The sequence below is a fragment of the Streptomyces sp. EDA2-14 genome (assembly GCF_054963755.1).
This window is the reverse complement of the sequence record NZ_JBUEGE010000007.1, coordinates 31,065-52,618: the sequence shown is the minus strand read 5'-3', so window position 1 is coordinate 52,618 and position 21,554 is coordinate 31,065. Positions and strand designations below refer to the sequence as shown.

Here is a 21,554-nt window from a genome sequence, read left to right as displayed (position 1 = left end):
TCCGCCTGTCCGGGGTTGTTTCACTCATCAACTGGAGTACTTGGTGACCGAATCCGTGGTGGCTCTCTTCGAGAGTCTGGTTGGCGCTGAGCCACCGCACGACGTACCTGTTCTGTTCGACACGGCGTGCGTGATGGGTGGGAGCATCGCCGGACTCCTCGCCGCACGTGTGCTCTCCGACCGCGCGCGCAAGGTCGTCATCGTCGAGCCCGACGACACATCGGCGAAGGCCGAGTCGCGCTCCGGGGTGCCCCAGGACCAGCAGGTGCACACACTGCTGCCGGCCGGCCGGCTGTGGATCGAGCGGTGGCTTCCCGGTGTTTCGCAGGAGGCGCAGGACCGGGGCGCATCACTCGTCGGACCCGAGCAGCAGTTCGTCGGCCACGATGACATCCGGCAGGTCCCGGACGGCGCGGATCACCAGTTCCTCGCGGTCGGGCGCCCTCTGCTGGAAAGCCTCGTTCGGGCCCGGGTCACCGCCCTGCCCAATGTCTCGGTCCTGCGGGCGCGGGCGACCGGGTTGCGGTACGGCGACGGCGCCGTCGTCGGCGTGCGCTTCGCCGAGACCGGGACCCGGACCGGGGAGCGGGCGGAGGGGGTCCTCGCGGCGGACTTCGTCGTGGACGCGATGGGACGCTCCAGCAGGCTGTCGAACTGGCTGAGTCAGGACGGTTACGACCAGCCCCGGCTCGAACGGCTTCAACCCCCGGTCAACTACGCGACCGCCCTGTTCGAGCGCCCGGCGAAGTTCTCGGAGCTGGACGTGGCGACCGTGCTGCAACTGTTCACACCGCGGTACCCGTCGGGCGGAGTGTCCGTCGCGGCGGCGACCGCGGTCGAGGAGCAGCAGTGGCTCGTCATGCTGATGGGCTACGGCGACAACCGGCCTGGCAGGACGACCGACGAGTTCCGCGCGCACTGTGCCGCGCTGACCACGATCTTGCGCGACATCACCAGCGGCGACGTCACCCGTGAGGTGGTGACGTACCGTCAGGCGGACAGCAGACGCCGGCACTTCACCGAAGCAGGCCACCTGCCGGCGCGCCTGGTCAGCATGGGGGACGCCGTGGCCTCCTTCAACCCGGTCTACGGCCAGGGCATGAGCTCTGCCGCTCTGCACGCCTCCTGCTTGGCCTCCTACCTCGACAGCGGCCCCGACCTCGACGCGACGGCAACGGAGTTCTTCCGTCTGCAGCAGGTGGTCGTCGACGCAGCCTGGGCCGTGTCCGCGGGAGGTGACGCCGCCCGCATCGACGCCGAGACCGGTACCGAGGTGCCGGAGGAAGTGCGGCAGCAGCGCCAGGGGATGGCGCAGATTGTCGGCGCCACTCTCGTCGACGCGGATGTGTCGCGGGCATTCAACAACGTCTCCTACATGCTGCGTCACCCCAGCACGCTGTTCGACCCAGAGCTTCTGGGGAAAGCGGCGGCCGCCGCCGAAGGAGCTGCCGAGAAACGACGGACACCACGATCGACCGCGCTCCGACCATCCGCGACTCGCCAAGACGACCCCTGTGCGTAGGGGGCAGCGGCTGCGGACTCTGTCAACTGCTCGCTGTCGCCCCAGGGGTGGAGTCCGCGCAGTCGTAGGAGCGTCCATGACCAGCAGGGCCCGATACCGACAGCAGACGCGGCGGGCAACGGCAAGGAAGAGGTGCACACACATGGGTGGCAACGGCGTCATCGACGAGGCCGGAACGGGACGGGGCGGCCCGGCAGAGCCGTCGGTTCCCGCGCCGAACAAGATGGAGGGGGGTGTCTCGGGGGAGCGAATGGTGCTGTTCACCGACGCGGTGACCGCGATCTCCATCACCCTGCTGATCCTGCCGCTGGTGGACCTCGTCCCCGAAGCTGCCTCCGCCCACGAGGGCGCCAGCGAGGTGATCACCGGCCACCTCAACCAAATCTGGAGCTTCCTGCTCAGCTTCACGGTCATCGCGAACATCTGGCAGGAGCACCACCGAAGCTTCTCGACGGTCAGTAAGGCCACCCGCCCCCTGTTGGTGTGGAACATGGGGTGGCTGCTGTCGGTCGTCGTGCTCCCACTCCCTACGGAGATGATCGGCGCCTTCGGCAGCGACCGGTTCGTGGCGGCGTTCTACTACGCGGTGCTCCTCGTCAGCATGGTGTGCCGGCTGGCCATGCTGAAGATCCTCAAGAGCAACCCGTGGATGGTCGAGGGCGAGGGCGAAGAGACCCGCCGGAGGACCGCGCTTTTGTACACCGACGGTTGCATCAACGTCATCGCCATGGTCGTCGCGTTCGCCATCGCCCTGGCCCTACCGGTACTGCAGTACTACAGCCTTCTGCTTCTGATCCTGCCGGGACGGCTGCGCTTCACGGGCCGGCGCCGCTCTCGCTGATCACAGGAACGGCCAGTGCCCGGGTACCCGCCGAGCCCCGGGGCCATCTGCCCCGCGGCTCGGCGGAGCGGCAACTCACGCGGTAGGTCTATGAACTGATGGCACGTCAGGTTACGCTCCGGCGCATGACTTCCACGGTGGTCTGGGGCACCGGGAACGTGGGACGCGCGGCGATCCGAGCCGTCGACGCCCACCCCGGGCTCGAACTCTGCGGCGTGCTCGTGCACGACCCCGCCAAGGACGGCCGCGACGCGGGCGACCTGGCCGGTTGTGACCACGCCCTCGGTCTCACCGCGACGACGGACGTCGACGCGGTGCTCGCGGCCCGGCCCGGCGCCGTCTTCTACGCGGCCTCCGGCGAGCTGCGCCCCGACGAGGCCCTCGACGACATCTGCCGCGCCCTGCGCACCGGTGCCGTCGTCGTCTCCCCGGCCCTCTATCCGCTCTACGACCACCGCAGCGCACCGCCCGACTTCACCGATCCGGTGCGCGCGGCCATCGCGGAGGGCGGCGGCTCGCTGTTCGTGTCCGGCGTCGACCCCGGCTGGGCCAACGACGTACTGCCCCTGCTGGTCAGCGGTCTCGGCACCCGCGTCGACGTGCTGCGCTGCCAGGAGATCTTCGACTACTCGACGTACGACCAGGAGGACTCGGTACGCCATCTCGTCGGCATGGGACACCCCATGGATTACGAGCCCCTGATGCTGGCGGAGTCCGTACCGACGATGGTGTGGGGCGGGCAACTGAGGCTGATGGGGCGGGCGCTCGGGGTCGAACTCGATGAGATCCGCGAGACGTTGGAGCGCCGGGCCCTGGAGAGCGACGTCACGACGGCGACCATGGGCGACTTCGCCGCGGGCACCCAGGGCGCGGTCCGCTTCGAGGTGCAGGGCGTCGTGGACGGCGAGGTGCGCATCGTCGTCGAGCACGTGACGCGGATCCATCCGTCCTGTGCGCCCGACTGGCCGGTGCCGCCCGGTGGCGGGGCCGGCGCGCACCGGGTGATCGTCGAGGGCCGCCCGCGCATCGAGGTCACCGTCCAGGCCACCGACGAGGGCGGCAACCACGCGGCGGGCGGCAACGCGACCGCCGTCGGGCGCCTCGTCGGCGCGATCGACTGGCTCGTGGCCGCGCCGCCCGGACTCTACGACGCGCTCGACGTGCCCGTGTCCCCCGCCGTCGGCCGGCTCGGAAGGAAGCAGCCATGAGGATCGACATACCTGACGGTCAGGAACCCATCCCGTACGTGTGGGGCGAGATGGTGCCCGGCATCGGGCCCGCGGCGGCGCAGTTCTCCATGGCGGTGTACGACCACTCGACCCTGGGGCTGCGGGAGTTCGAGGCCGCGCGGCTGCGGATCGCACAGCTCAACGGGTGCCTGTTCTGCCTGGACTGGCGTACCGAGCGGGACGGCGAGAAGGTCGAGGAGTCGTTCATCGACGCCGTCGAGGGCTGGCGCGAGACCGACGCGTTCGACGAGCGGACCCGGCTCGCGGCCGAGTACGCGGAGCGTTACGCCGTCGACCACCACGGCCTGGACGAGGAGTTCTGGGAGCGGATGACCGCCCACTACAGCCAGGCGGAGATCGTGGAGCTGAGCATGGCCATCGGCTCCTGGCTGGCCTTCGGACGGCTCAACCACGTGTTGGGTCTCGACGCGGTGTGCGCCCTGCCCAAGCCGTGAACCACCCCGGGCGGCCGCGACTCGGGCAGGTCGCGGCCGTCACAGGTCAGTGGCGACGATCTTGGCGATATTGCGCTCGGCGAGCGCCGTGATGGTCACGAACGGGTTGACGCTGGTGTTGCCCGGGATCAGCGCGCCGTCGATGACGTAGAGGCCCGTATAGCCGGACAGACGGCCGTAGTTGTCGGTCGCCTTGTTCAGTACGGCGCCGCCCAGCGGGTGGTACGTGAGGTGGTCGCCCCAGATCTTGTACGTACCGAACAGGTCGGTGCGGTAGATCGTGCCCTCCTTCGCGTTGATCTTGTCGAAGATGGTCTTGGCCGCGTCGATGCCCGGCTGTTTCCACGCGGTCTGCCAGTTCAGGTCGACCCCGCCCGACGTCGGGTTGTACGTGAACTGCGCGCGGTTCGGGTTCTTCGTGATGGACAGGTAGAACGACGCGTACGTCTCGATGCCGGTCGGCAGCGGCGCGACTTCGGCGAAGGCACCGCCCGCGGCCCAGTTGTCGATGCCGCCGGTGGGGATCGACGCCTGGAGCGAACCGGTCGGGTCCCACAGGTGGTTGGCGCGCCCGCACATGACGTTGCCGTTTTCGCCCCAGCCCTTGCCGATCTCACCGTTGAGCGCGGGCAGGACGCCGGTCGCCTTGAGCCTGGTGAGGAGCTTGCTGGTGCCGACGCTGCCCGCGGCGAAGAAGACCCGGTCCGCGGTGACTTCCTTGGTGGCCGTGACGGCGCCGGTGGTGTCGAGCTGGTCGATGCGCACGGTGTAGCCGCCGCCGGCGGCCGGGGCGACCGACGTCACCTTGTGCAGCGGGGAGATGGCGACCTTCCCGGTGGCCTTGGCCCGCGCGAGGTAGGTCTTCTGCAATGACTTCTTGCCGTAGTTGTTGCCGTAGAGGATCTCCCCCGCCAGCGCCGACTTCGGCACCGTCCCCGCGGCCTCCTGCTTCATGTAGTCCCAGTCGTACACGTCGGGGACGAACACGAACGGGAAGCCTGAACGCTGGGCGTGCTTACGACCGACGCGCGCGTACTGGTAGCACTCGGCGGACTCGAACCAGTTCGGGTCGATGGTGGCGACGCCGAGCCCCGCGTTGGCGCGCGGGTAGTACGTGCCGTACATCTCGCCCGCGTCGACGGACGGCAGGATCGCCGCGAAGTTCTCCCTCTTGGGCGTCACCGCCATGCCGCCGTTCACCAGCGAGCCGCCGCCGACGCCGCGGCCCTGGTAGACGGTGATGCCGGCGAAGTCCTCCGCGTCCAGGATCCCGGTGTACTTGGGGATGTTCTTGTCGATCGGGAAGCCGAGGAAGTTGCTCAGGGGCTGCTTCGTTCTGGTTCTCAGCCAGAAGGATCTGTTGTCGGGTGCGGTCGTGTTGGCGAATATCTTGCCGTCGGATCCCGGGGTGTCCCAGGCCATGCCCATCTCCACCATCTGCACGGCGACGCCCGCCTCGGCGAGCCGGAGCGCGGCCACGGAACCGCCGTACCCGGTGCCGATGACGAGCGCGGGCAGGTGTGCCCCGTCGGCGACGGGAGCGACGGCCGCCGCGGTGGAACGGTCGGCCGCGGCGGCGTGACCGCTGAGGGCCACGGCGCCGAGAAGAGAACTTGTTCCTGCGAGGAAGCCTCGGCGGGAGATCCCGTTACGGGCCACTTCAGGACGGGTTGAGTCGGTCATTGCACGTTCCTCACTCTCGACGGAATGGGAACGAGTTCTACTGTTGATCGTCAATCAAGTCGATGCATACCGATAGGTAACGTGCGTCCAATTCACGCCAACTTCTCCCGATCTTGGACATCGACCCGGGATCCGGTCTTGTGCGCCGACTGGATCACGCTCGCGCGCGGGCCCGGCCCCGCCCGGCGAGGGGTACACGGCCCAGCGTCGGCTTCAGGACCGGTGCATGGCGGGCCAGGAAGTCCCACAGCTGGTCGGCGACCGGCCCGTGCGGCCGGTCGCGTCGGCGAGCTGCCGAGAGTTCCTCGACCACACCGGGAAAATGCCGTCCGGCGATGGAGATCAGGCTTCCGTCACGCAACTCGTTCTCGATCAGGAACCGCGGCACGTGCCCCCACGCCATGCCGTGCAGGATGAGCTCCTTCTTCATGAGGTGATCCGGAACGGAGCTTTGGGGCGCGCCCTCGACCAGGAAGTGGCCTTGTTCGGACGGGTGCCGCGCCGAGTCCCGGATCACGCATTGGGTGAGGGCCTGCATCCGCTGCGGTGTGATGTCGGTGTCCGGAGGGAAGGGCAGGAAACCGGGCGCGACGACGGGCACCAGCGCGACGTGACCGAGATCGACCCACTCCATCCGCACGTCGCTCTTGGGGACGCGGTGCACGATGAGGTCGGCTTCGTCCTCCAGCAGCCGCTCCCAGGGTCCGGTGACCGTTTCGAACCGCAGGTGCAGTCGTGTCTGCGGGCGCTGCGCGAAGAAGCCGCTGAGCAGCTCCAGCACCGGGGGAAGCGGACACAGGTCCCCGAGCACCACGCGCAGCTCGGCCTCTTCGCCCATCGCCAGCTGCGCGGCATAGGTCTGCAGCTCCTCGGCCTCGTTCAGCAGGACGTGCACCTTGCGGTGGAAGGCGTGCCCCGCCTCGGTCAATTGAACGCGATAGCCGGAGCGATCCAGCAGGTCCAGGCCCAACTGGCGCTCCAGCTTGCCGACCGCCGCGAACACAGAAGGGTGCGATCGGTGCAGCCGATCGGCGGCGGCCTGGAAGCCGCCGTCGAGCACTACGGCGTTGAAGCACTGCAGCTCGTGGAGCGTGAAGTTCGACATTGTCCAGGGAACCTACAGGGTGCGTTGAATCTTTGTAATAGAAGTCTGCAGATGGCGTTCCTAGGCTGAGCGCATGGCCGCTGGATCACTGGAGCTGACATGACTTCTCACACCCGTACCGCCATCACCACCGGAGATGGTGTCCGCATCGCCTACCGCTTCGACGGTGATGAGAACAAGCCCGTGCTGCTGCTCTCGAACTCCATCGGTACCGACCTCCACATGTGGGACGGTCAGGTGCCGGCGCTGACCGAGCACTTTCGGCTGCTGCGCTACGACGCGCGCGGCCACGGTGCCTCCGACGTCCCGAGCGGCCCGTATTCCCTGGACCGGTTGGGACGCGACGTGGTGGAACTGTTGGACGCCCTGGACCTGAAGCGGGTGCACGTGTTGGGGCTGTCCCTGGGGGGAATCGTCGCGCAGTGGCTGGGGATCCATGTTCCCGAGCGCGTCGACCGCCTCGTGCTCTCCAACACCGCCGCGTACCTCGGCCCGGCAAATCAGTGGGATCGACCGATCGCCGAACTGCTGGAGGCCCCCGACATGCGGGTCACCGCGGACCGGTTCCTGCACAACTGGTTCCCGGCCCGCATGCTGCGAGGTGACAACGAGGTGGTCGAGGGTTTCCGCCGCACTCTGCTTGCCACGCGGCGCGAGGGCGTGGCCGGGAGCTGGGCCGCGGTGCGGGACTACGACCTGCGCCGCACGGCCACGCTCATCCACAACCCGACACTGGTCATCGCGGGCGAGCACGACACGGTTACGTCCGTCGGCCACGGGCAGGAACTCGCCGAGACCGTACCCGGCGCACGGTTCACCGTCCTGCCCACGGTGCACATGGCGAACGTCGAAGGACAGGCGGAGTTCCTGGACGCCGTGGTGGCCTTCCTTGCAGAAGGGTCTTGACCCGGGCCGAGGAGCGGAGGAAGAGGTGGCGCGGGTGTGGAACCAGAGGGGGCGAAAGTCGTCGGCTTTGGCGCTGCGGTGACGGCGCCTTCGCGGCAAGACCGAACGCACGCACCATGCCCTTGGCGCGAACCGCCGCGCTGCTCACGCGCACGGTGCGGCAGGTGAATCAGGCTCGGCCAGGACATCGCTCTCGTGCGCCCGCTCCCCTTCCACCCGGGCGGCAACGTCGGTCAACTCCCCCGCCAAGTAAGGCGGGACCTCGTCCCCGTGACCCACTGCGGCGGGAGATCGATGGCATCTCGGAAGCGCGTGGCTCCGGGGACTCAGGGGCGCGGCCCCAGCCCGGTGAAGAGGGCGTCGAGGAGGCGGTCGACGTATGCGTGGGTCAGTGGCTCCTGGGTGATCAGCAGACGGAAGTACAGCGGGCCGGAGAGGATCGCCATCGCCAGGTCCAGGTCGAAATCGGGCGACAGTTGGCCCTGTGCGCGTGCGGTCTTCAGGCGGGCGATGGTCTTCTCCGCCTGTGGAGCGATGAACCGCTCGTTGAGAGCGGCGGCCACACCGGGGTCGTGCTGGGCCTCTCCGACCAGAGCCCGGAAGAGAGGGCTGAAGGGCGCCCCGGCCAGGAGGTCGACGGCCTCGTGGATCTGCCGGCGCAGGTCCGCGACGACATCGCCCGTGTCGGGGTAGTCCAGGGCGGACTCACTGAGCGACAGAAGTGAGTCGAGCAGCAGGGCGCCCTTGGAGGGCCACCGGCGGTAGACGGTGTGCTTGCCGACGCCGGCCCGGCCGGCGATCGCTTCGATGCTGAGTTTGGCGTAGCCGAGTTCCTGTCCCAGTTCCAGCGTGGTTCGCATGATGGCTTCGGTCAGGTCGGGGCCGCTGCGCCGGGGGTTGGTCATGCTCCCACCGTAGCCGAACGGCACGGCACGTGCCGTGCTTGACAGGAATCCGCGACCCCGGCACGCTACTTTTCGCATCGGCACGGCACGTGCCGTTCCTTCAGTGGGGTGGGTGTATGAACACTGGCCTGACCACGGTGGGTGCGGGGCCTGCGGGACCGATGCCGACCAAGGAACTGTGCGCCCCGGCGTGCGTCGCCCGCTCCTGCAGCGGCAAGAGCAGCTGCGCGAACCGGCGCGGGCGAACGACCCGGGCGGACAGATCCTGGACACTGACCGCTGACGCACGATGAGGACGTCCGCCATGCCCGTACCCGCCGACCCGACCGTCCTGCACCCGATGCCCGACCAGCCGAGAGTGGTGCTGCTCAAGCCGTTGGTCACGTCCCCGCTGATCGACGTCGGGGAGTACACCTACTACGACGACCCCGACGACGCGAGCGCGTTCGAGACCCGCAATGTGCTGTACCACTACGGGCCGGAGAAGCTGCGCATCGGCAAGTTCTGCGCCCTGGGCACGGGGGTGCGGTTCATCATGAACGGCGCCAACCATCGCATGGACGGCCCCTCGACCTTCCCCTTCCCCACCATGGGCGGCTCCTGGGCCGAACACTTCGACCTGCTGACCGGCCTGCCCAGCCGCGGAGACACGATCGTCGGCAACGACGTCTGGTTCGGCCACGGCACGACCGTCATGCCCGGCGTCCGCATCGGGCACGGCGCGATCATCGCCAGCGGCTCCGTGGTCACCAAGGACGTCCCCGACTACGGCATCGTCGGCGGCAACCCTGCCCGCCTCGTCCGCACCCGCCACAACGACGCGGACATCGCCCGACTGCTCGAACTGGCCTGGTGGGACTGGCCACTGGAACACATCACCGAACACGTACGGACCCTCATGTCCGGCAGCGTCGACCAGTTGCGGGAAGCGGCCCCCTCCCGACCGCACCCGTGATCCATGCGCGCCCACACGCTCGCCCCCACCTCCCGGAAAAGAGCCGCCACCATGCCCGACGCCACCGACCCGACGCCCTTCGCCGACTGGCTCCACGACCATGCCGCCCCGCTCGACCACCTCGACCCGGCAGCACCCCTGGACGACCTGGAACCGCTGCGCGACATCCTCGACGGTGCCCGGGTGGTCGCCCTCGGCGAACACTCCCACTTCATCGCCGAATTCGCCGCGATGCGCCAGCGCGTCCTGCGCTTCCTCGTCGAGCGCTGCGGATTCACCGTCCTGGCCTTCGAATACGGCTTCAGCGAAGCCCTCCGGCTCGACGCCTGGGTCCACGGCGAAGGCACGGACGACGAGCTCTCCACACTCCTGGCGAACGCGGTCCCCATCGGCATTCAGGAGCCGGCGCACTTCATCCGACGGCACAACCGCACCGCTGCGGAACCGGTCCGCTTCGCGGGAATCGACATCCCCGCGGCCGGCGGGTCGTTGCTCCCCGCCCTGGCCCGGGTCGCCGACTATCTCCGCGACATCGACCCGGAAACCCTGCCGGCGGTCCAGAGCGCGACCTCGATCGCCGCGTCCTTCGCCGGTGACTCCGCGGCCGTGGCCGCACCTGCATGGGCGCGGCTGCCCATCGCCGACCAGGACGCGCTCACCGCGCTCCTGGCGCGACTGCTCATCCGATTCCGTTCCCTGAAACCGCTGTACCTCTCCCACGGAGACGAGCACAGCTACGACATCGCGCTGCGCTGCCTGGAGGCCGCCTGCCACGGCGACCACACCTTCCGCGCCATGGCCGCCCTCTTCACGGGAAACGGTCTCACCGCCGACACCTCCGCCCGCGACCACTTCATGGCCGAATCGCTTCTGTGGCATCTGGACCGGCTCGGACCCGCGGCCCGCGTCGTACTGATGGCGCACAACGCCCACATCCAGAAGTCGCCGATCGTCTTCGACGGCCACCTCACAGGGTTCCCCATGGGGCAGTACCTGCATCACGCCCTCGGCGACGAGTACTTCGCCCTCGGCCTGACCAGCGTCACCGGCCACACCGCCGAAATGCGTCGCGACGAGGCGGCCCCCTTCGGATTCACCGTTCACGACACCCCTCTCGAGCCACCCGCGCAGGGAAGCATCGAAGCGGCCTACGCCGACAGCGGCCTCGGACTCGCCGTCGCCGATCTCCGGCGGGCGCGGGCAGCCGGTCTCGTCGGCCCCGACCGCATCCGAATGCAGAGCATCTACCAACACACCCCGGTCGTCGACGCGTTCGACGGCATCCTCAGTGTCCCCACCTCCACCACCACCGACCTGGAAAAGCCATGACCAGCAGATTCACCGAATTGGTCATCGACTGCCACAACCCGGAGCGCCTCGCGGCCTTCTGGTGCGCTGTCCTGGACTTCACGGTCCTCGACCGCAGGGAAGGCAAGGTCGAGATCGGCTCCTGGGAACCGACCGTCGAGGCCGTCCGGGCCGCCCAGATGCCGCCGACGATCACTTTCATCCAGGTACCCGAGGGGAAGTCCGTGAAGAACCGGCTCCACCTCGACGTGAGTCCCATCGACGCCGACACCCGGACCGAGGCCGCCAGGCTGATCGGCCTCGGCGCCACCAAGGTCGACGTGGGCCAGGGCCCTGACCGCAACTGGGTGGTCATGGCCGACCCCGAAGGCAACGAATTCGATGTCATGCGCACCCTGGCACCCACCACCCGCGTCACGCCCACCGCCTAGCCGGGATCAGCGCAGGACCGGATCGGGCCACCCTCGGACAAGCATTTCGCTATGACCGTTGCGTAAAGAGTGAGGGCATCGTATGGTCCTTTTACGAAACCGCCGTATCGAAATGGTGAGGGGGCACGGGCGTGGTGCAACGGGGACGGCCTCGTGACGCGGAGACGGACGAGCGGATCCTGCGGGCGGCGCTGGAACAGCTGTTGGCGTACGGCTACGGCGGCTTCGTCGTGGACAAGGTCGCCGAGCAGGCCGGAGTGGCCAAGACGACGCTGTACCGGCGTTGGCCCACCAAGGACCATCTGGCTGTCGCGGTGATCGCCCGGATGCAGGACGACGTGGCCGTCCCGGACACCGGGGACGTTCGCGCGGATCTCATCGACTACGCGGAGCAGATCGCGCTGGGACTCCATCGCATGCGGCGTGCCGGGCGGGAGGGCGAGGCGGACGACGCCTCGGCGGGTGTGGTCGCCGAGCTGGTCGCCGCGGCCGCCCGGCACCCCGACATCGGCGCACTGGTACGGGCCGTGTTCGCCCGCCGCAACGAGCTCGTCCTGGGGCTGATCGACCGCGCCCGGCGGCGCGGCGCCCTGCGCCCCGACACCGACCCAGGCGTGCTGTTCGACCAGCTCGCCGGAGCCCTCTACTACCGGCTTCTCATCACCGGCCAACCGATCGACCGCAGTTACGCCGAACGCCTCGTCACCGGCGCCCTCCACGGCGCCCTTCCTCCCGGGGAGAACTGATGACCGTGTTACCGGAAACGACAGAAACCGCGGGAACAACAGAGACGCCCGTCCGGCCACGCCGGAAGCGCCAGCGCCGTCGTCGCCTGCTCGCCGTGTTCGTGTCGCTCCTCGCCGTGCTGGCGGTCTACACGGTCTGGACGAACGTGCGCCCCTACAAACTGAGTTCCTCGATCGAGCTCAACGCGACGCCTGAAGAGGTCTGGCAGACCCTCACCGACCTGTCCGCCTACGACGAGTGGAACCCGTTCATCGTCTCCGCCGACGGCACCGTCCAGAAGGACGCCACCTTGCACCTGGTGATGCGCGATGCGACCGGAGACACCACCTTCACACCCACGGTGCTGACCGCCGAGACCGGCAAGGAACTGCGCTGGATCGGCCGGATCGGCCCGGGCTGGATCTTCGACGGTGAACACCGGTTCCTGATCGAGCGGTTGGGGCAGCACCGGGTCAGGCTGCCCCAGAGCGAGAACTTCAGCGGCGTGGTGGTCCCGTTCTTCCGAAGCAACCTGAACTCCAACACACTGCCGCAGTTCGGCGCGCTGAACCGGGCGCTCGCCGACCGCATCGCCGCACTTCGGACACCATGACCCGCGGCGGTGGACGACGCGCACCCCGGCACTGACCCGGCGTCGCGAAGGACGGGCGCGATCTGCGAGTGGATCTACGGCACCGACGTACAGCCAACCCTCGTCGCCGGCGGCAAGACCGACATCCGGCGGCGAGGGTTGGCTTCTTCGATCACCGCGCCCCGCCGTAACACAGCGGTCTGATCCGTAACTCGGCGAAACATCGCGGAGACACCTGATCACGTGCGCGGAAATATTCGCTGCCTACGTTCCCCGACATGGATGCAGCTCTGTATGCAGCAATGTCGACACCGTCGCCGCAGCCGTCGTCACCCAAGCGGTCCGGCCGGAACCTCCGTGAGGAGACGTACGCCGAGCTGCGGCGCATGCTGCTGATGGGCACGTTCGGGGTGCGCACCCGGCTCGTCGAAGTGCAGCTCGCCGAACAGCTCGCGGTGTCCCGCACCCCTGTACGCGAAGCGCTGGTCCGGCTGCTGGCGGACGGCTTGGTGGAGCGCCACCCGGACGGCTACTACGCGGCCCGGCCCAATCTCGCCGAACTGCGGGACCTGTACGAGCTGCGCATCACCGTCGAACTGCGCGGGATCGCCCGCGCGTTGGAGTCCGACTTGGTGGTCCACGACGTGCGGGTCCTGGAGCCGCTGCGAGACCACTGGCGGGCGCTGCGAGCCGACATGCCGCCGCCCGACCCCGGTTTCGTCCTGGAAGACGAAGCCTTCCACCACGCGCTGCTGACCTCCTCGGGCAACTCCCGGCTGACCGAGACGCTCACGTCGGTGACCACCCGCATCCGGCCGGTGCGGATGTACGACTACCTCACCGAGGACCGCATCGAGCGGACCGTCACCGAGCACCTCCAGATCGTCGAGCACGTGCTGGCACGGCGCCTGCCCGAAGCGCTCACCACTCTGCGCACCCACATCGGTGAATCCCTCGACGTGATCGAGGAGCGCGCGGCCCAAGCCCTCGCCCAGATGGCGCTCCGGGGCGACTGACCGGCAACCGTTCGGCCCAACTGCCGCCGTATTCATACCTGTTCCCCCACCCCCCTTGGAGGTCCCGCGATGTCCGCTCCCCCGGACTCGGCCCGGCCACCGGGCACATCCGCCCCTTCCACGCCCCCGTCCCGCGGCACCCAACTCGCCGACGAGTTCGAGGATCGACCGGTCCCGCCGGAGCGGCGGCGCTCGCTGCTGTCGGTGTCGTCGGTCTGGTTCGGCTTCCCCATGGTGCTGACGAACGCCGTCTTCGGCGGAGTGATCGTCTACAGCCTGGGATTCGCCCGCGGCATGGTGGCGATCCTGGTCGGCTGCCTGATCCTGGGCGGCTACGTCGGTGCGCTCAGCTATCTGGCCGGCCGCACCGGCAACACGTTCGCCCGCGTGGCCGCGGTCACCTTCGGTGCCGGCGGCGCCCGCCTCGCCTCGGGGTTCCTGGCGACCGTGGTCATCGGCTGGTTCGCCTTCCAGGTCGGCCTGACCGGGGCGACCCTCAACACCGCACTCGGCTGGAACACCGAGGTGACGGTGGCGGTGGCCGGTGTGCTGTATGTGGCCGTCGCCTATGCCGGGATCCGCGCGCTGGCGGTGATCGGCTGGATCGCGGCACCGCTGTACCTGGTGCTCGGGGGTGTGGCCATCACGCTGGCGCTGCGGGATTCGGGCCCGGGTTCCGTGCTGTCCTACGACGGCCAGGCTCCGGCCGGCGCAGCGCTGACGTTCGGTGCCTGCGTCACCATGGTGGTGGCCGGGTTCGTCGACTCCGGCACCATGACCGCGGACTTCACCCGCTGGTCCCGCAACGGGCGCGAGGCCGTGCTGGCCGCGCTCACCGCCTTCCCGCTGGCCAACCTGCTGGCACTGTTCGTCGGCGCCGTGATCGTCGGAGCGGGCGCGGCAGCCGATCCGGGCTCGGCGGGCGGCGACTTCCTGGGCCTGCTCACCGACCACCACGGCGGGCTGCTGACCTCGGCCGCGGTGATCTTCGTCTTCGTCAACCTCGGCTCGGTGTCCGCGCACTGCCTCTACAACGCCGCGGTCGGCTGGAGTCAGCTCACCGGCGCCACGATGCGCCGCCTCGTGCTGCTCATCGGAGGGCTGGGGCTGATCGTGGCACTGGCCGGGGTGTGGGAGCACTTCGAGACATGGCTGACGCTGCTCGGCGTCTTCGTCCCGCCCATCGGCGCCGTCCTGATCACCGACCAGCTGCTGCTCCGCCGCCGCGCCGAGGCACGACCGGACGGATCCGTGCTGCGGCTCAGCGCCTTGGCCGCGTGGGCGGGCGGGGCCGTGGTTGCCGCGTTCGTCCACTACGAGGGGCCGCAGTACTGCGAAGCCGTCGCCGGACTGCTGGCCGGCGCCGCCCTGTACCTCGCCGCGGAACGCCTCATTTCCGGCTCCCACACACCCCACCGCCCCGAAAGGACGTGACCGTGGCCACCGTTGACGCCACCCCGTACACCTGGCCCTACGACGGCACCCTCGCCGTCTCGCGTACCGCCTTGTTGTGCATCGACTGGCAGACCGACTTCTGCGGACCCGGCGGCTACGTCGATGCCATGGGCTACGACGTCTCGCTCACCCGCGCCGGGCTCGAACCCACCACACGGGTGCTGGCCGCCGCCCGCGAGGCAGGGATGACGGTGATCCACACCCGTGAGGGTCACCGCCCCGACCTCTCCGACCTGCCCGCCAACAAGCGATGGCGGTCGGCGCGGATGGGTGCCGAGATCGGCACCGACGGGCCGTGCGGCCGGATCCTGGTCCGGGGTGAGCCCGGCTGGCAGATAGTTCCCGAAGTCGCGCCAATCGATGGCGAGTTGGTGATCGACAAGCCGGGCAAGGGCTCCTTCTACGCCACCGACCTGGACCTGGTCCTGCGCACCCGCGGCATCACACACCTGGTGCTCACCGGGATCACCACCGACGTGTGCGTGCACACCACGATGCGCGAGGCCAACGACCGCGGCTACGAGTGTCTGCTGCTCTCGGACTGCACCAGTGCCACGGAGCGGAGCAACTACGAGGCCGCGCTGCACATGATCACCATGCAGGGTGGCATCTTCGGCGCGGTGGCCACGAGCGACCAACTGCTGGTGGCACTGAAGGAGTCCGCGTGAGCGCCGGTGCCGCGGCGCGGATACGGCGGACGCTGGCGCTGCTGGCCGAGGGCGCACGTCCGGAGGCATGGATCACGCTGCGTCCGGCCCGCGAACTGCTCGCCGAGGCCACCGCCATCGACGCCCGCGTGGCCGCTGGGGAGCAACTCCCGCTGGCAGGGCAGGTGTTCGCCGTCAAGGACAACATCGATGTCGCCGGAGTGCCGACCACGGCCGGCTGCCCCTCCTTCGCCTATCGGCCCCGGGTCTCCGCCCCGGCGGTGGCCCGGCTGACGGAGGCCGGTGCGATCGTGGTGGGGAAGACCAATCTCGACCAGTTCGCCACCGGTCTGGTCGGCACCCGCAGCCCCTACGGCGCGGTGCGTGCGGTACACGATCCGGCCCGGATCAGCGGCGGGTCGAGCTCCGGTTCGGCGGTCGCGGTGGCCCTGGGCATCGTGGACTTCGCGCTCGGCACCGACACCGCGGGATCGGGCCGCGTCCCGGCCGCGTTCGCCGGAATCGTGGGCCTGAAGCCGACCATCGGGCTGGTGCCGACCGACGGCGTCGTGCCCGCCGCCCGGTCCTTCGACTGCGTCAGCGTCTTCGCTCCGACCCTGCCCACCGCCGAGACGGCGGCGGCCGTCATGGCCGCGGGCGAGGACACCGCGACAACCCGCACCTGGCCGGACGACGCCCCGCTGGCCGCGTCGCCGACGCCCCGGATCGCGATACCCGAGGCCTCCGCGCTGAACGGGCTGAGCGCCACCTGGCGGGCCGCCTTCGCCGACGCGACAAAGCGGCTGCGGGCGGCGGGAGCGACCTTGGTCCCGGTCGACATCGAGCCGTTCCTGCAGGCCGGCGAGCTGCTGTACGAAGGCGGGTTCGCGGCTGAACGCTTCGCCGCCGTAGGCGCATTCATCGCCGACAAAACCGACGACATCGATCCCAGCGTGCGAGCCATCATCGGCGACGCCGAGCACCTGCCGGCCCACCGCTACGCCGAAGATCTGGGACGGCTGGAGCAGTTGCGGTGGCAGGCCATGGAGCGGATCAAGGACTGCGATGCGCTGTTGCTCCCCACCGCCCCCGCCCACCCGACGCTCGACGAGGTGGCCGCCGACCCGATCGGGGTCAACAGCCGCCTGGGCACGTTCACCACCTTCGTCAACCTGCTGGACCTGTCGGCGGTGGCGGTCCCGGCGGGCTCGGTGGACGGCGGCCCCTTCGGGGTCACCGTCGTCGCACGGGCCTTCGCCGACCGCGTCGCCGCCGATGTCGCCGCTCTGTTCGCACCCGGGCCCGGCGCGGGCAGCCGGGACACCGGGTGGGGCCCGCCGGGCCTGCCGCTGGCCGTCTTCGGCGCCCACCTCACCGGACAGCCCTTGAACCCCCAACTGACGCGGCTCGGCGCCCGTCTTCTCCGCCCGGTGCGCACCGCCGCGCACTACCGGATGGTCGCCCTGCCCGGCACCCCGCCCCGCCCCGGGCTGCTGCGGGTCCCCGCCGCCCGCCAGGGGCTGTCCTTCGCGGGTGAGTTGTGGGCGCTGCCCCCGGCGGCACTGGGCCGATTCCTGGCCTCGCTGCCGGAGCCGATGACGCTCGGCCGGGTACGCCTTGACGACGGCACCACCGCGACCGGCTTCCTGTGCGAGTCGCACGCCGCGGCCGAGTCCCCGGACATCTCCGAGTACCAGGACTGGCGGATCTACCTGCACCACCACGACACCTCCTCGGCAGCCGGATCCGACGAAAGAAGCCCGGTGTGAGCACCGACAGCACCAAGACGGCCCCGGAAAACCGCCCCATCGGGCCGGCCACCGCCGAGCCGACCCACCCGGTGGACCGGCGTCCCCCGCTGGCCCACCTCGGCGCGCTCGGCGCGCAGCACGTCGCCGTCATGTACTCCGGCTGCGTCGCCGTACCTCTGGTCTTCGGTGCGGCGGCCGGCCTCGACACCCACACCATCGGGTTGCTCGTCACCGCCGATCTGCTGATCGCCGGACTCATCACGCTCGTCCAGAGCCTGGGCCTCAGCCGCCTGTTCGGCGCCCGGCTGCCGGTGGTGGCAGGTGCCTCGTTCACCGCGGTCACCCCGATGATCACCATCCAGGGCCAGTACGGCCTGCCCGCCGTCTACGGCTCGATGATCGCCGCCGGTGTCTTCGGCATGCTGATCGCCTGGCCGTTCGCGCGGCTGGTGCGGTTCTTCCCGCCGGTGGTCAGGGGCACGGCCGTGACCGTCATCGGCCTGTCCCTCGTCGGCAAGGCGGTCGAGCTCATCGCGGGCAGCGACCCAGACGATCCCGGCTACGATTCCACGGACCGGCTCGTGCTCGCCGCGGGCGTGGTGGCGCTGATCGTCGTACTCACCCGGTTCGCCCGGGGCTTCCTCGCCCAAACCGTCGTCCTGGTCGGCCTGTTGGTGGGCACCGGCGCCGCGGCCGCGCTCGGCATGACCGACTTCGGCTCGGTCGCGGGCACCGACTGGTTCGGCGTCCCCGACCCGTTCCACTTCGGAGCCCCGGAGTTCCCGGTGGCCGCCGTGGTGTCGATGTGCGTGGTCATGCTGGTCATCTTCGCGGAGTCCACGGCGTACCTGATGGAGACGGGCGAGATGACCGGACGCCCGGTGGGGCGTGACGAACTGGCGCGCGGCCTGGCCGCCGACGGCCTGTCGAGCGCCGCGGCCGGGGTGGCGACCTCCTTCCCCGACACGGTCTTCGCGCAGAACGTCAGCCTGCTCCGCATGACCGGGGTACGCAGCCGCTTCACCACCGCGGCGGCGGGCCTGCTCCTCGTTCTGCTCGGCCTGATGCCCAAGCCGGGCGAGGTCGTGGCCTCGCTGCCGGGACCGGTGATCGGCTCGGTCAGCCTGGTGATGTTCGCGATGATCGCCATCACCGGAATCCGCACCCTCAGCCGAGTCGACTACGACGGCACCCACAACGGCATGATCGTGGCACTGGCCCTCGGCGTCGGCATGATCCCGGTCGTCGCGCCCCACCTGTACGACGGCTTCCCGTCGTGGTTCCGGATCATCGCCGGCGGTGCCATCTCCAGCGCCGTCATCGTCGCCTTCTTCCTCAACCTCTTCTTCCACCACCTCGCGGTCAACCGCCCCGCTGTCCGCAGCAACGCCGGCGGCGCCACCGCCACTCCTACGAAGGAGCGCCCATGACCCCTGCCACGGACCACACCCCCGCTACCGTCGATCTGCTGCGGACACCCACCTCCGAGCCGGGCGACCTCGCCCCTCTCGAAGCACTTCGCGCCGGTGGCCACTCCCCCACCGACGTACTCGCCGTGGTGGGAAAGACCGAAGGGAACGGCTGCGTCAACGACTTCAGCCGCACCCTGGCCACCGCCCGCTGGGAACCCGTTCTGCCGCCCGACACGATCACGGTCTTCTCCGGAGGCACCGAAGGCGTCCTGAGCCCGCACGTCAACCTGATCGTCGCCGACCCGACTCCCCGTCCCGGCCACGACCGCGGCCTCGTCGCCGCCGCCGGCCGCACCCGTGACCTGACACCCGACGAGGTGGGCCGCGAGCCCCAACTCGCTGCGGTCCGCGACGTGGTGACCGATCTGACCAAGCGCCTGGGCCTTGCCCCAGAGGAAGTGGACCTGGTCCTGGTCAAGTGCCCACTGCTCACCTCCGATCGCATCGCCGCCTGCCGCGCCGCGGACAACGAACCGGTCACCGACGACACCTACGAATCCATGGCCCGCTCCCGCGCCGCCGCCGCACTGGGCATCGCGCTGGCACTCGGCGAGTGCTCCGAGGACCAGGCCCTGGCCGCTCTGGCAGACCGAGACACCACCCGGGTGTGGTCGTCGCGTGCCTCAGCCAGCGCCGGCGCCGAACTGACCGACTGCCATGTGCTCGTCCTCGGCACCAGCCGCCATGCCAGTAGTCCGCTGCGAGCCGTCCACGGAACCATGCGCGACGCCATCGACCTGGCTTCCCTGCGCCCCCTGTTCGACCGGGTCGCCGCCGAGGGCGGGGAACTCGTGCAGGTCTTCGCCAAGGCCGAGGCCGACCCCTCCGGCCTGGTGCGGGGCCGGCGACACACCATGCTCACCGACTCCGACCTGCACTCGACCCGCCACGCCAGAGCCGCGGTCGGCGGCCTGCTGTCCGCGCTGGCCGGCACCACCGCGCTGTACGTCTCCGGCGGCGCCGAACACCAGGGACCGCCCGGCGGCGGCAGCGTCACCCTCGTCTACCGGGTGCCCGACGCATGAGCCGACCCCGCCTGGTACTGATCCACGGCGCCGCCACGACCTCGCGCATCTGGCACAGGATGCTGCCGCACCTCACCGACTACGAGGTGATCTGCCCGGACCGGCCGTGCTCGGGCGACCTGGACACCGAAGTCGCCGCGCTCACGGAAGTGTGCACGGACGCGATCGTCGCCGGTGTCAGCGGCGGAGCCACGCTCGGCCTCGAACTCGCCTCCCGCGGCGTGCCGTTCCGCGCGGCCGTCCTCCACGAACCCGCCGCCGGATCGCTGGCACCAGGACTGCTCGCCCACGTCGCAGAGGGCCTGCGCACCAGTGGTGTCACCGGGTTCGGCCGCGCGCTGTACGGCCCGGAATGGACCGGAGCCGACGCCCCGGCGGAACCGGGAGCAGTGGAACGCGAGTTCGCGATGTTCCGCGCCTTCGAACCCACACCCCCGCCGCACCACTGCGGACCCGTCCTGCTCACCGTCGGCACACGCTCACCCCCACCGCGCCACGCCTCCGTCACCGCCCTCGGCCACCATTGCAACCTGCCCTGGACAACCATCCCCGGCGCCTCTCACGCCGCGCACCTGGAATCCCCCCGGGCCTTCGCCACCACCATCCGAACCCACGCCCACACGAATCAGGGTGATGCACCTCAATAGGAGCCGAAGGCGGCCGGCAGGGAGCCGGGGGTGACATGGCCGCCCGACATCTGGTGGGCTGCGTCATCCACGGGGTCGTAGAACGGGCCGATCAACAGCGTGCGTTTCGACACGACCCTCGGCATCAGCGTCGACCAGGACGGCCGCGAAGCTCCTCGCCCAGGTGTCGTCCGCCGACCGTTGCCGATGCCTCTCGTACACCCTCTTCCGCGGACCGAAATGTTCAGACAGATCCCGCCACGGCACCCCGGTTCGGAGCCGGCCCATCCAGCCCAGCCCGGCCGATCCCCGTCCGGGACCATGCTTCCAAACGACCTGAACCGCCCGTCGCACAAGCCACGTGCGGATAGCGGATAGTGGGTGCACCGAGCCCGCACAGTCACTTGCCCCTGCGGCGCGCTATCTCAGAACGAACCCGCGCCCCGCGTCCGACCAGCGGAACAGCGATGACCGTCCGTCGATGGCATCGCCCCGGACGCTCAGGAGAAGTCCGTGATCGTTCTCCATCGTGACCACCAAACCGTCGTAGAAGGAACAGCCGGCCGCGGCACCGGTCTCTCCTTCCTGGACCCGGTACAGGCCGAACGCCCAGAAGGTATTGGCTATCAGAAGCACCTCACCGCCCTCGGCTTGGCGCAGCACCGCAGCAGTCTTGCCGCCGTCCCCGGGACAGGTGCCCTCGTCGAGGAGTTGCTGCAAATCCGCGCGGGCCTGACCTTCCTCCTGGAACACCTGCCACCGGTACTTGGCGGCGGATGGCCCGACGACGAGAACGGCGCGGACACGGCCATCCACGACCATCCGGGACCTGCGTTGGAACCCGCGTGCGGGGGTTTCTTGTTCGGCAGGATCGTCGTGAACGGGCCTGGTGAAGGTGGGTACT

At 69.7% G+C, this 21,554-nt stretch carries 22 protein-coding genes; 17 read left to right on the top strand and 5 right to left on the bottom strand.

All coding sequences use genetic code 11. From position 1 onward, the window contains the following. The first annotated feature begins 133 nt into the window (after positions 1–133). The 4 genes from ACY34M_RS19495 (at position 134) to ACY34M_RS19480 (ending at position 4,047) form a co-directional block, all read left to right on the top strand. Positions 134–1,522, top strand: coding sequence for an FAD-dependent oxidoreductase (locus ACY34M_RS19495; protein WP_462722907.1), 1,389 nt, complete (start codon positions 134–136; stop codon positions 1,520–1,522). 142 nt (positions 1,523–1,664) lie between these two features. After that, positions 1,665–2,363, top strand: coding sequence for a TMEM175 family protein (locus ACY34M_RS19490; protein ID WP_462722906.1), 699 nt, complete (start codon positions 1,665–1,667; stop codon positions 2,361–2,363). Between the two features lie 125 nt (positions 2,364–2,488). Beyond that, positions 2,489–3,571: an NAD(P)H-dependent amine dehydrogenase family protein gene (locus ACY34M_RS19485; RefSeq protein ID WP_462722905.1), complete on the top strand. Its 1,083-nt coding sequence runs from the start codon at positions 2,489–2,491 to the stop codon at positions 3,569–3,571. After that, positions 3,568–4,047: a carboxymuconolactone decarboxylase family protein gene (locus ACY34M_RS19480; protein ID WP_462722904.1), complete on the top strand. Its 480-nt coding sequence runs from the start codon at positions 3,568–3,570 to the stop codon at positions 4,045–4,047. The genes ACY34M_RS19485 and ACY34M_RS19480 overlap by 4 nt, the downstream gene beginning before the upstream one ends. A 39-nt stretch (positions 4,048–4,086) precedes the next feature. Here the strand turns inward: ACY34M_RS19480 and ACY34M_RS19475 are convergent, their stop codons facing one another. Beyond that, positions 4,087–5,730 (bottom strand): GMC oxidoreductase, encoded by a 1,644-nt coding sequence (locus tag ACY34M_RS19475; protein WP_462722903.1) that lies wholly within the window; start codon positions 5,728–5,730, stop codon positions 4,087–4,089. Between the two features lie 154 nt (positions 5,731–5,884). Then, entirely contained in the window at positions 5,885–6,835 is a 951-nt protein-coding gene (locus tag ACY34M_RS19470; RefSeq protein ID WP_462722902.1) for a LysR family transcriptional regulator, read from the bottom strand. A 99-nt stretch (positions 6,836–6,934) separates the two neighbouring features. On the opposite strand from ACY34M_RS19470, the gene pcaD reads away from it, so the two are divergent. Next, on the top strand, positions 6,935–7,741 hold the full coding sequence (pcaD, locus tag ACY34M_RS19465; RefSeq protein ID WP_462722901.1) for a 3-oxoadipate enol-lactonase: 807 nt from the start codon (positions 6,935–6,937) through the stop codon (positions 7,739–7,741). Between the two features lie 326 nt (positions 7,742–8,067). Here the strand turns inward: pcaD and ACY34M_RS19460 are convergent, their stop codons facing one another. Further along, the gene (locus ACY34M_RS19460; RefSeq protein ID WP_462722900.1) at positions 8,068–8,646 is read right to left on the bottom strand and encodes a TetR/AcrR family transcriptional regulator; all 579 of its coding nucleotides are present in this window, start codon (positions 8,644–8,646) and stop codon (positions 8,068–8,070) included. A gap of 304 nt (positions 8,647–8,950) precedes the next feature. Here ACY34M_RS19460 and ACY34M_RS19455 point away from each other — a divergent pair, with 304 nt between their 5' ends. The 12 genes from ACY34M_RS19455 (at position 8,951) to ACY34M_RS19400 (ending at position 20,671) form a co-directional block, all read left to right on the top strand. Continuing rightward, a complete protein-coding gene (locus ACY34M_RS19455) occupies positions 8,951–9,601 on the top strand; it encodes a CatB-related O-acetyltransferase (RefSeq protein WP_462722899.1) in 651 nt (216 codons plus the stop codon). A 51-nt stretch (positions 9,602–9,652) separates the two neighbouring features. Then, on the top strand, positions 9,653–10,930 hold the full coding sequence (locus ACY34M_RS19450; protein ID WP_462722898.1) for an erythromycin esterase family protein: 1,278 nt from the start codon (positions 9,653–9,655) through the stop codon (positions 10,928–10,930). Next, positions 10,927–11,340, top strand: a complete 414-nt coding sequence (locus ACY34M_RS19445) for a VOC family protein (RefSeq protein WP_462722897.1) — start codon at positions 10,927–10,929, stop codon at positions 11,338–11,340. The genes ACY34M_RS19450 and ACY34M_RS19445 overlap by 4 nt, the downstream gene beginning before the upstream one ends. 131 nt (positions 11,341–11,471) lie before the next feature. Then, positions 11,472–12,086, top strand: coding sequence for a TetR/AcrR family transcriptional regulator (locus tag ACY34M_RS19440; protein WP_462722896.1), 615 nt, complete (start codon positions 11,472–11,474; stop codon positions 12,084–12,086). Between the two features lie 95 nt (positions 12,087–12,181). Next, a complete protein-coding gene (locus tag ACY34M_RS19435) occupies positions 12,182–12,679 on the top strand; it encodes an SRPBCC family protein (protein WP_462722895.1) in 498 nt (165 codons plus the stop codon). A gap of 257 nt (positions 12,680–12,936) precedes the next feature. Next, the gene (locus tag ACY34M_RS19430) at positions 12,937–13,674 is read left to right on the top strand and encodes a GntR family transcriptional regulator (RefSeq protein WP_462722894.1); all 738 of its coding nucleotides are present in this window, start codon (positions 12,937–12,939) and stop codon (positions 13,672–13,674) included. A 69-nt stretch (positions 13,675–13,743) separates the two neighbouring features. Beyond that, the gene (locus tag ACY34M_RS19425; RefSeq protein ID WP_462722893.1) at positions 13,744–15,108 is read left to right on the top strand and encodes a cytosine permease; all 1,365 of its coding nucleotides are present in this window, start codon (positions 13,744–13,746) and stop codon (positions 15,106–15,108) included. A 2-nt stretch (positions 15,109–15,110) separates the two neighbouring features. Then, a complete protein-coding gene (gene biuH / locus ACY34M_RS19420) occupies positions 15,111–15,797 on the top strand; it encodes a biuret amidohydrolase (protein WP_462722892.1) in 687 nt (228 codons plus the stop codon). Continuing rightward, positions 15,794–17,545, top strand: coding sequence for an allophanate hydrolase (gene atzF / locus ACY34M_RS19415; RefSeq protein ID WP_462722891.1), 1,752 nt, complete (start codon positions 15,794–15,796; stop codon positions 17,543–17,545). Before biuH ends, atzF begins: the two co-directional genes overlap by 4 nt. Further along, positions 17,542–18,957, top strand: a complete 1,416-nt coding sequence (locus tag ACY34M_RS19410) for a nucleobase:cation symporter-2 family protein (RefSeq protein ID WP_462722890.1) — start codon at positions 17,542–17,544, stop codon at positions 18,955–18,957. The genes atzF and ACY34M_RS19410 overlap by 4 nt, the downstream gene beginning before the upstream one ends. Further along, a complete protein-coding gene (atzD, locus tag ACY34M_RS19405; RefSeq protein WP_462722889.1) occupies positions 18,954–20,024 on the top strand; it encodes a cyanuric acid amidohydrolase in 1,071 nt (356 codons plus the stop codon). The genes ACY34M_RS19410 and atzD overlap by 4 nt, the downstream gene beginning before the upstream one ends. Further along, positions 20,021–20,671 carry an alpha/beta fold hydrolase gene (locus ACY34M_RS19400; protein WP_462722888.1) on the top strand — a complete coding sequence of 217 codons (651 nt, stop codon included), beginning with the start codon at positions 20,021–20,023 and terminating at the stop codon, positions 20,669–20,671. The genes atzD and ACY34M_RS19400 overlap by 4 nt, the downstream gene beginning before the upstream one ends. A 63-nt stretch (positions 20,672–20,734) precedes the next feature. Here ACY34M_RS19400 and ACY34M_RS19395 read toward each other — a convergent pair whose 3' ends face one another. Beyond that, entirely contained in the window at positions 20,735–20,938 is a 204-nt protein-coding gene (locus tag ACY34M_RS19395; protein ID WP_462722887.1) for a transposase, read from the bottom strand. A gap of 132 nt (positions 20,939–21,070) precedes the next feature. Further along, positions 21,071–21,466: a hypothetical protein gene (locus ACY34M_RS19390; protein ID WP_462722886.1), complete on the bottom strand. Its 396-nt coding sequence runs from the start codon at positions 21,464–21,466 to the stop codon at positions 21,071–21,073. Positions 21,467–21,554: the final 88 nt, after the last annotated feature.

Excerpts from the sequence above, each read along its gene's own strand:
- ACY34M_RS19455 (WP_462722899.1), top strand. The coding sequence starts at position 8,951 with ATGCCCGTACCCGCCGACCCGACCGTCCTGCACCCGATGCCCGACCAG.
- atzD (WP_462722889.1), top strand. The coding sequence starts at position 18,954 with ATGACCCCTGCCACGGACCACACCCCCGCTACCGTCGATCTGCTGCGG.
- pcaD (WP_462722901.1), top strand. The coding sequence starts at position 6,935 with ATGACTTCTCACACCCGTACCGCCATCACCACCGGAGATGGTGTCCGC.
- ACY34M_RS19425 (WP_462722893.1), top strand. The coding sequence starts at position 13,744 with ATGTCCGCTCCCCCGGACTCGGCCCGGCCACCGGGCACATCCGCCCCT.
- ACY34M_RS19445 (WP_462722897.1), top strand. The coding sequence starts at position 10,927 with ATGACCAGCAGATTCACCGAATTGGTCATCGACTGCCACAACCCGGAG.
- ACY34M_RS19485 (WP_462722905.1), top strand. The coding sequence starts at position 2,489 with ATGACTTCCACGGTGGTCTGGGGCACCGGGAACGTGGGACGCGCGGCG.
- ACY34M_RS19480 (WP_462722904.1), top strand. The coding sequence starts at position 3,568 with ATGAGGATCGACATACCTGACGGTCAGGAACCCATCCCGTACGTGTGG.
- ACY34M_RS19395 (WP_462722887.1), bottom strand. The coding sequence starts at position 20,938 with ATGGGCCGGCTCCGAACCGGGGTGCCGTGGCGGGATCTGTCTGAACAT.
- ACY34M_RS19460 (WP_462722900.1), bottom strand. The coding sequence starts at position 8,646 with ATGACCAACCCCCGGCGCAGCGGCCCCGACCTGACCGAAGCCATCATG.
- ACY34M_RS19470 (WP_462722902.1), bottom strand. The coding sequence starts at position 6,835 with ATGTCGAACTTCACGCTCCACGAGCTGCAGTGCTTCAACGCCGTAGTG.
- ACY34M_RS19475 (WP_462722903.1), bottom strand. The coding sequence starts at position 5,730 with ATGACCGACTCAACCCGTCCTGAAGTGGCCCGTAACGGGATCTCCCGC.
- ACY34M_RS19490 (WP_462722906.1), top strand. The coding sequence starts at position 1,665 with ATGGGTGGCAACGGCGTCATCGACGAGGCCGGAACGGGACGGGGCGGC.
- ACY34M_RS19430 (WP_462722894.1), top strand. The coding sequence starts at position 12,937 with ATGGATGCAGCTCTGTATGCAGCAATGTCGACACCGTCGCCGCAGCCG.
- ACY34M_RS19495 (WP_462722907.1), top strand. The coding sequence starts at position 134 with ATGGGTGGGAGCATCGCCGGACTCCTCGCCGCACGTGTGCTCTCCGAC.
- ACY34M_RS19450 (WP_462722898.1), top strand. The coding sequence starts at position 9,653 with ATGCCCGACGCCACCGACCCGACGCCCTTCGCCGACTGGCTCCACGAC.
- ACY34M_RS19400 (WP_462722888.1), top strand. The coding sequence starts at position 20,021 with ATGAGCCGACCCCGCCTGGTACTGATCCACGGCGCCGCCACGACCTCG.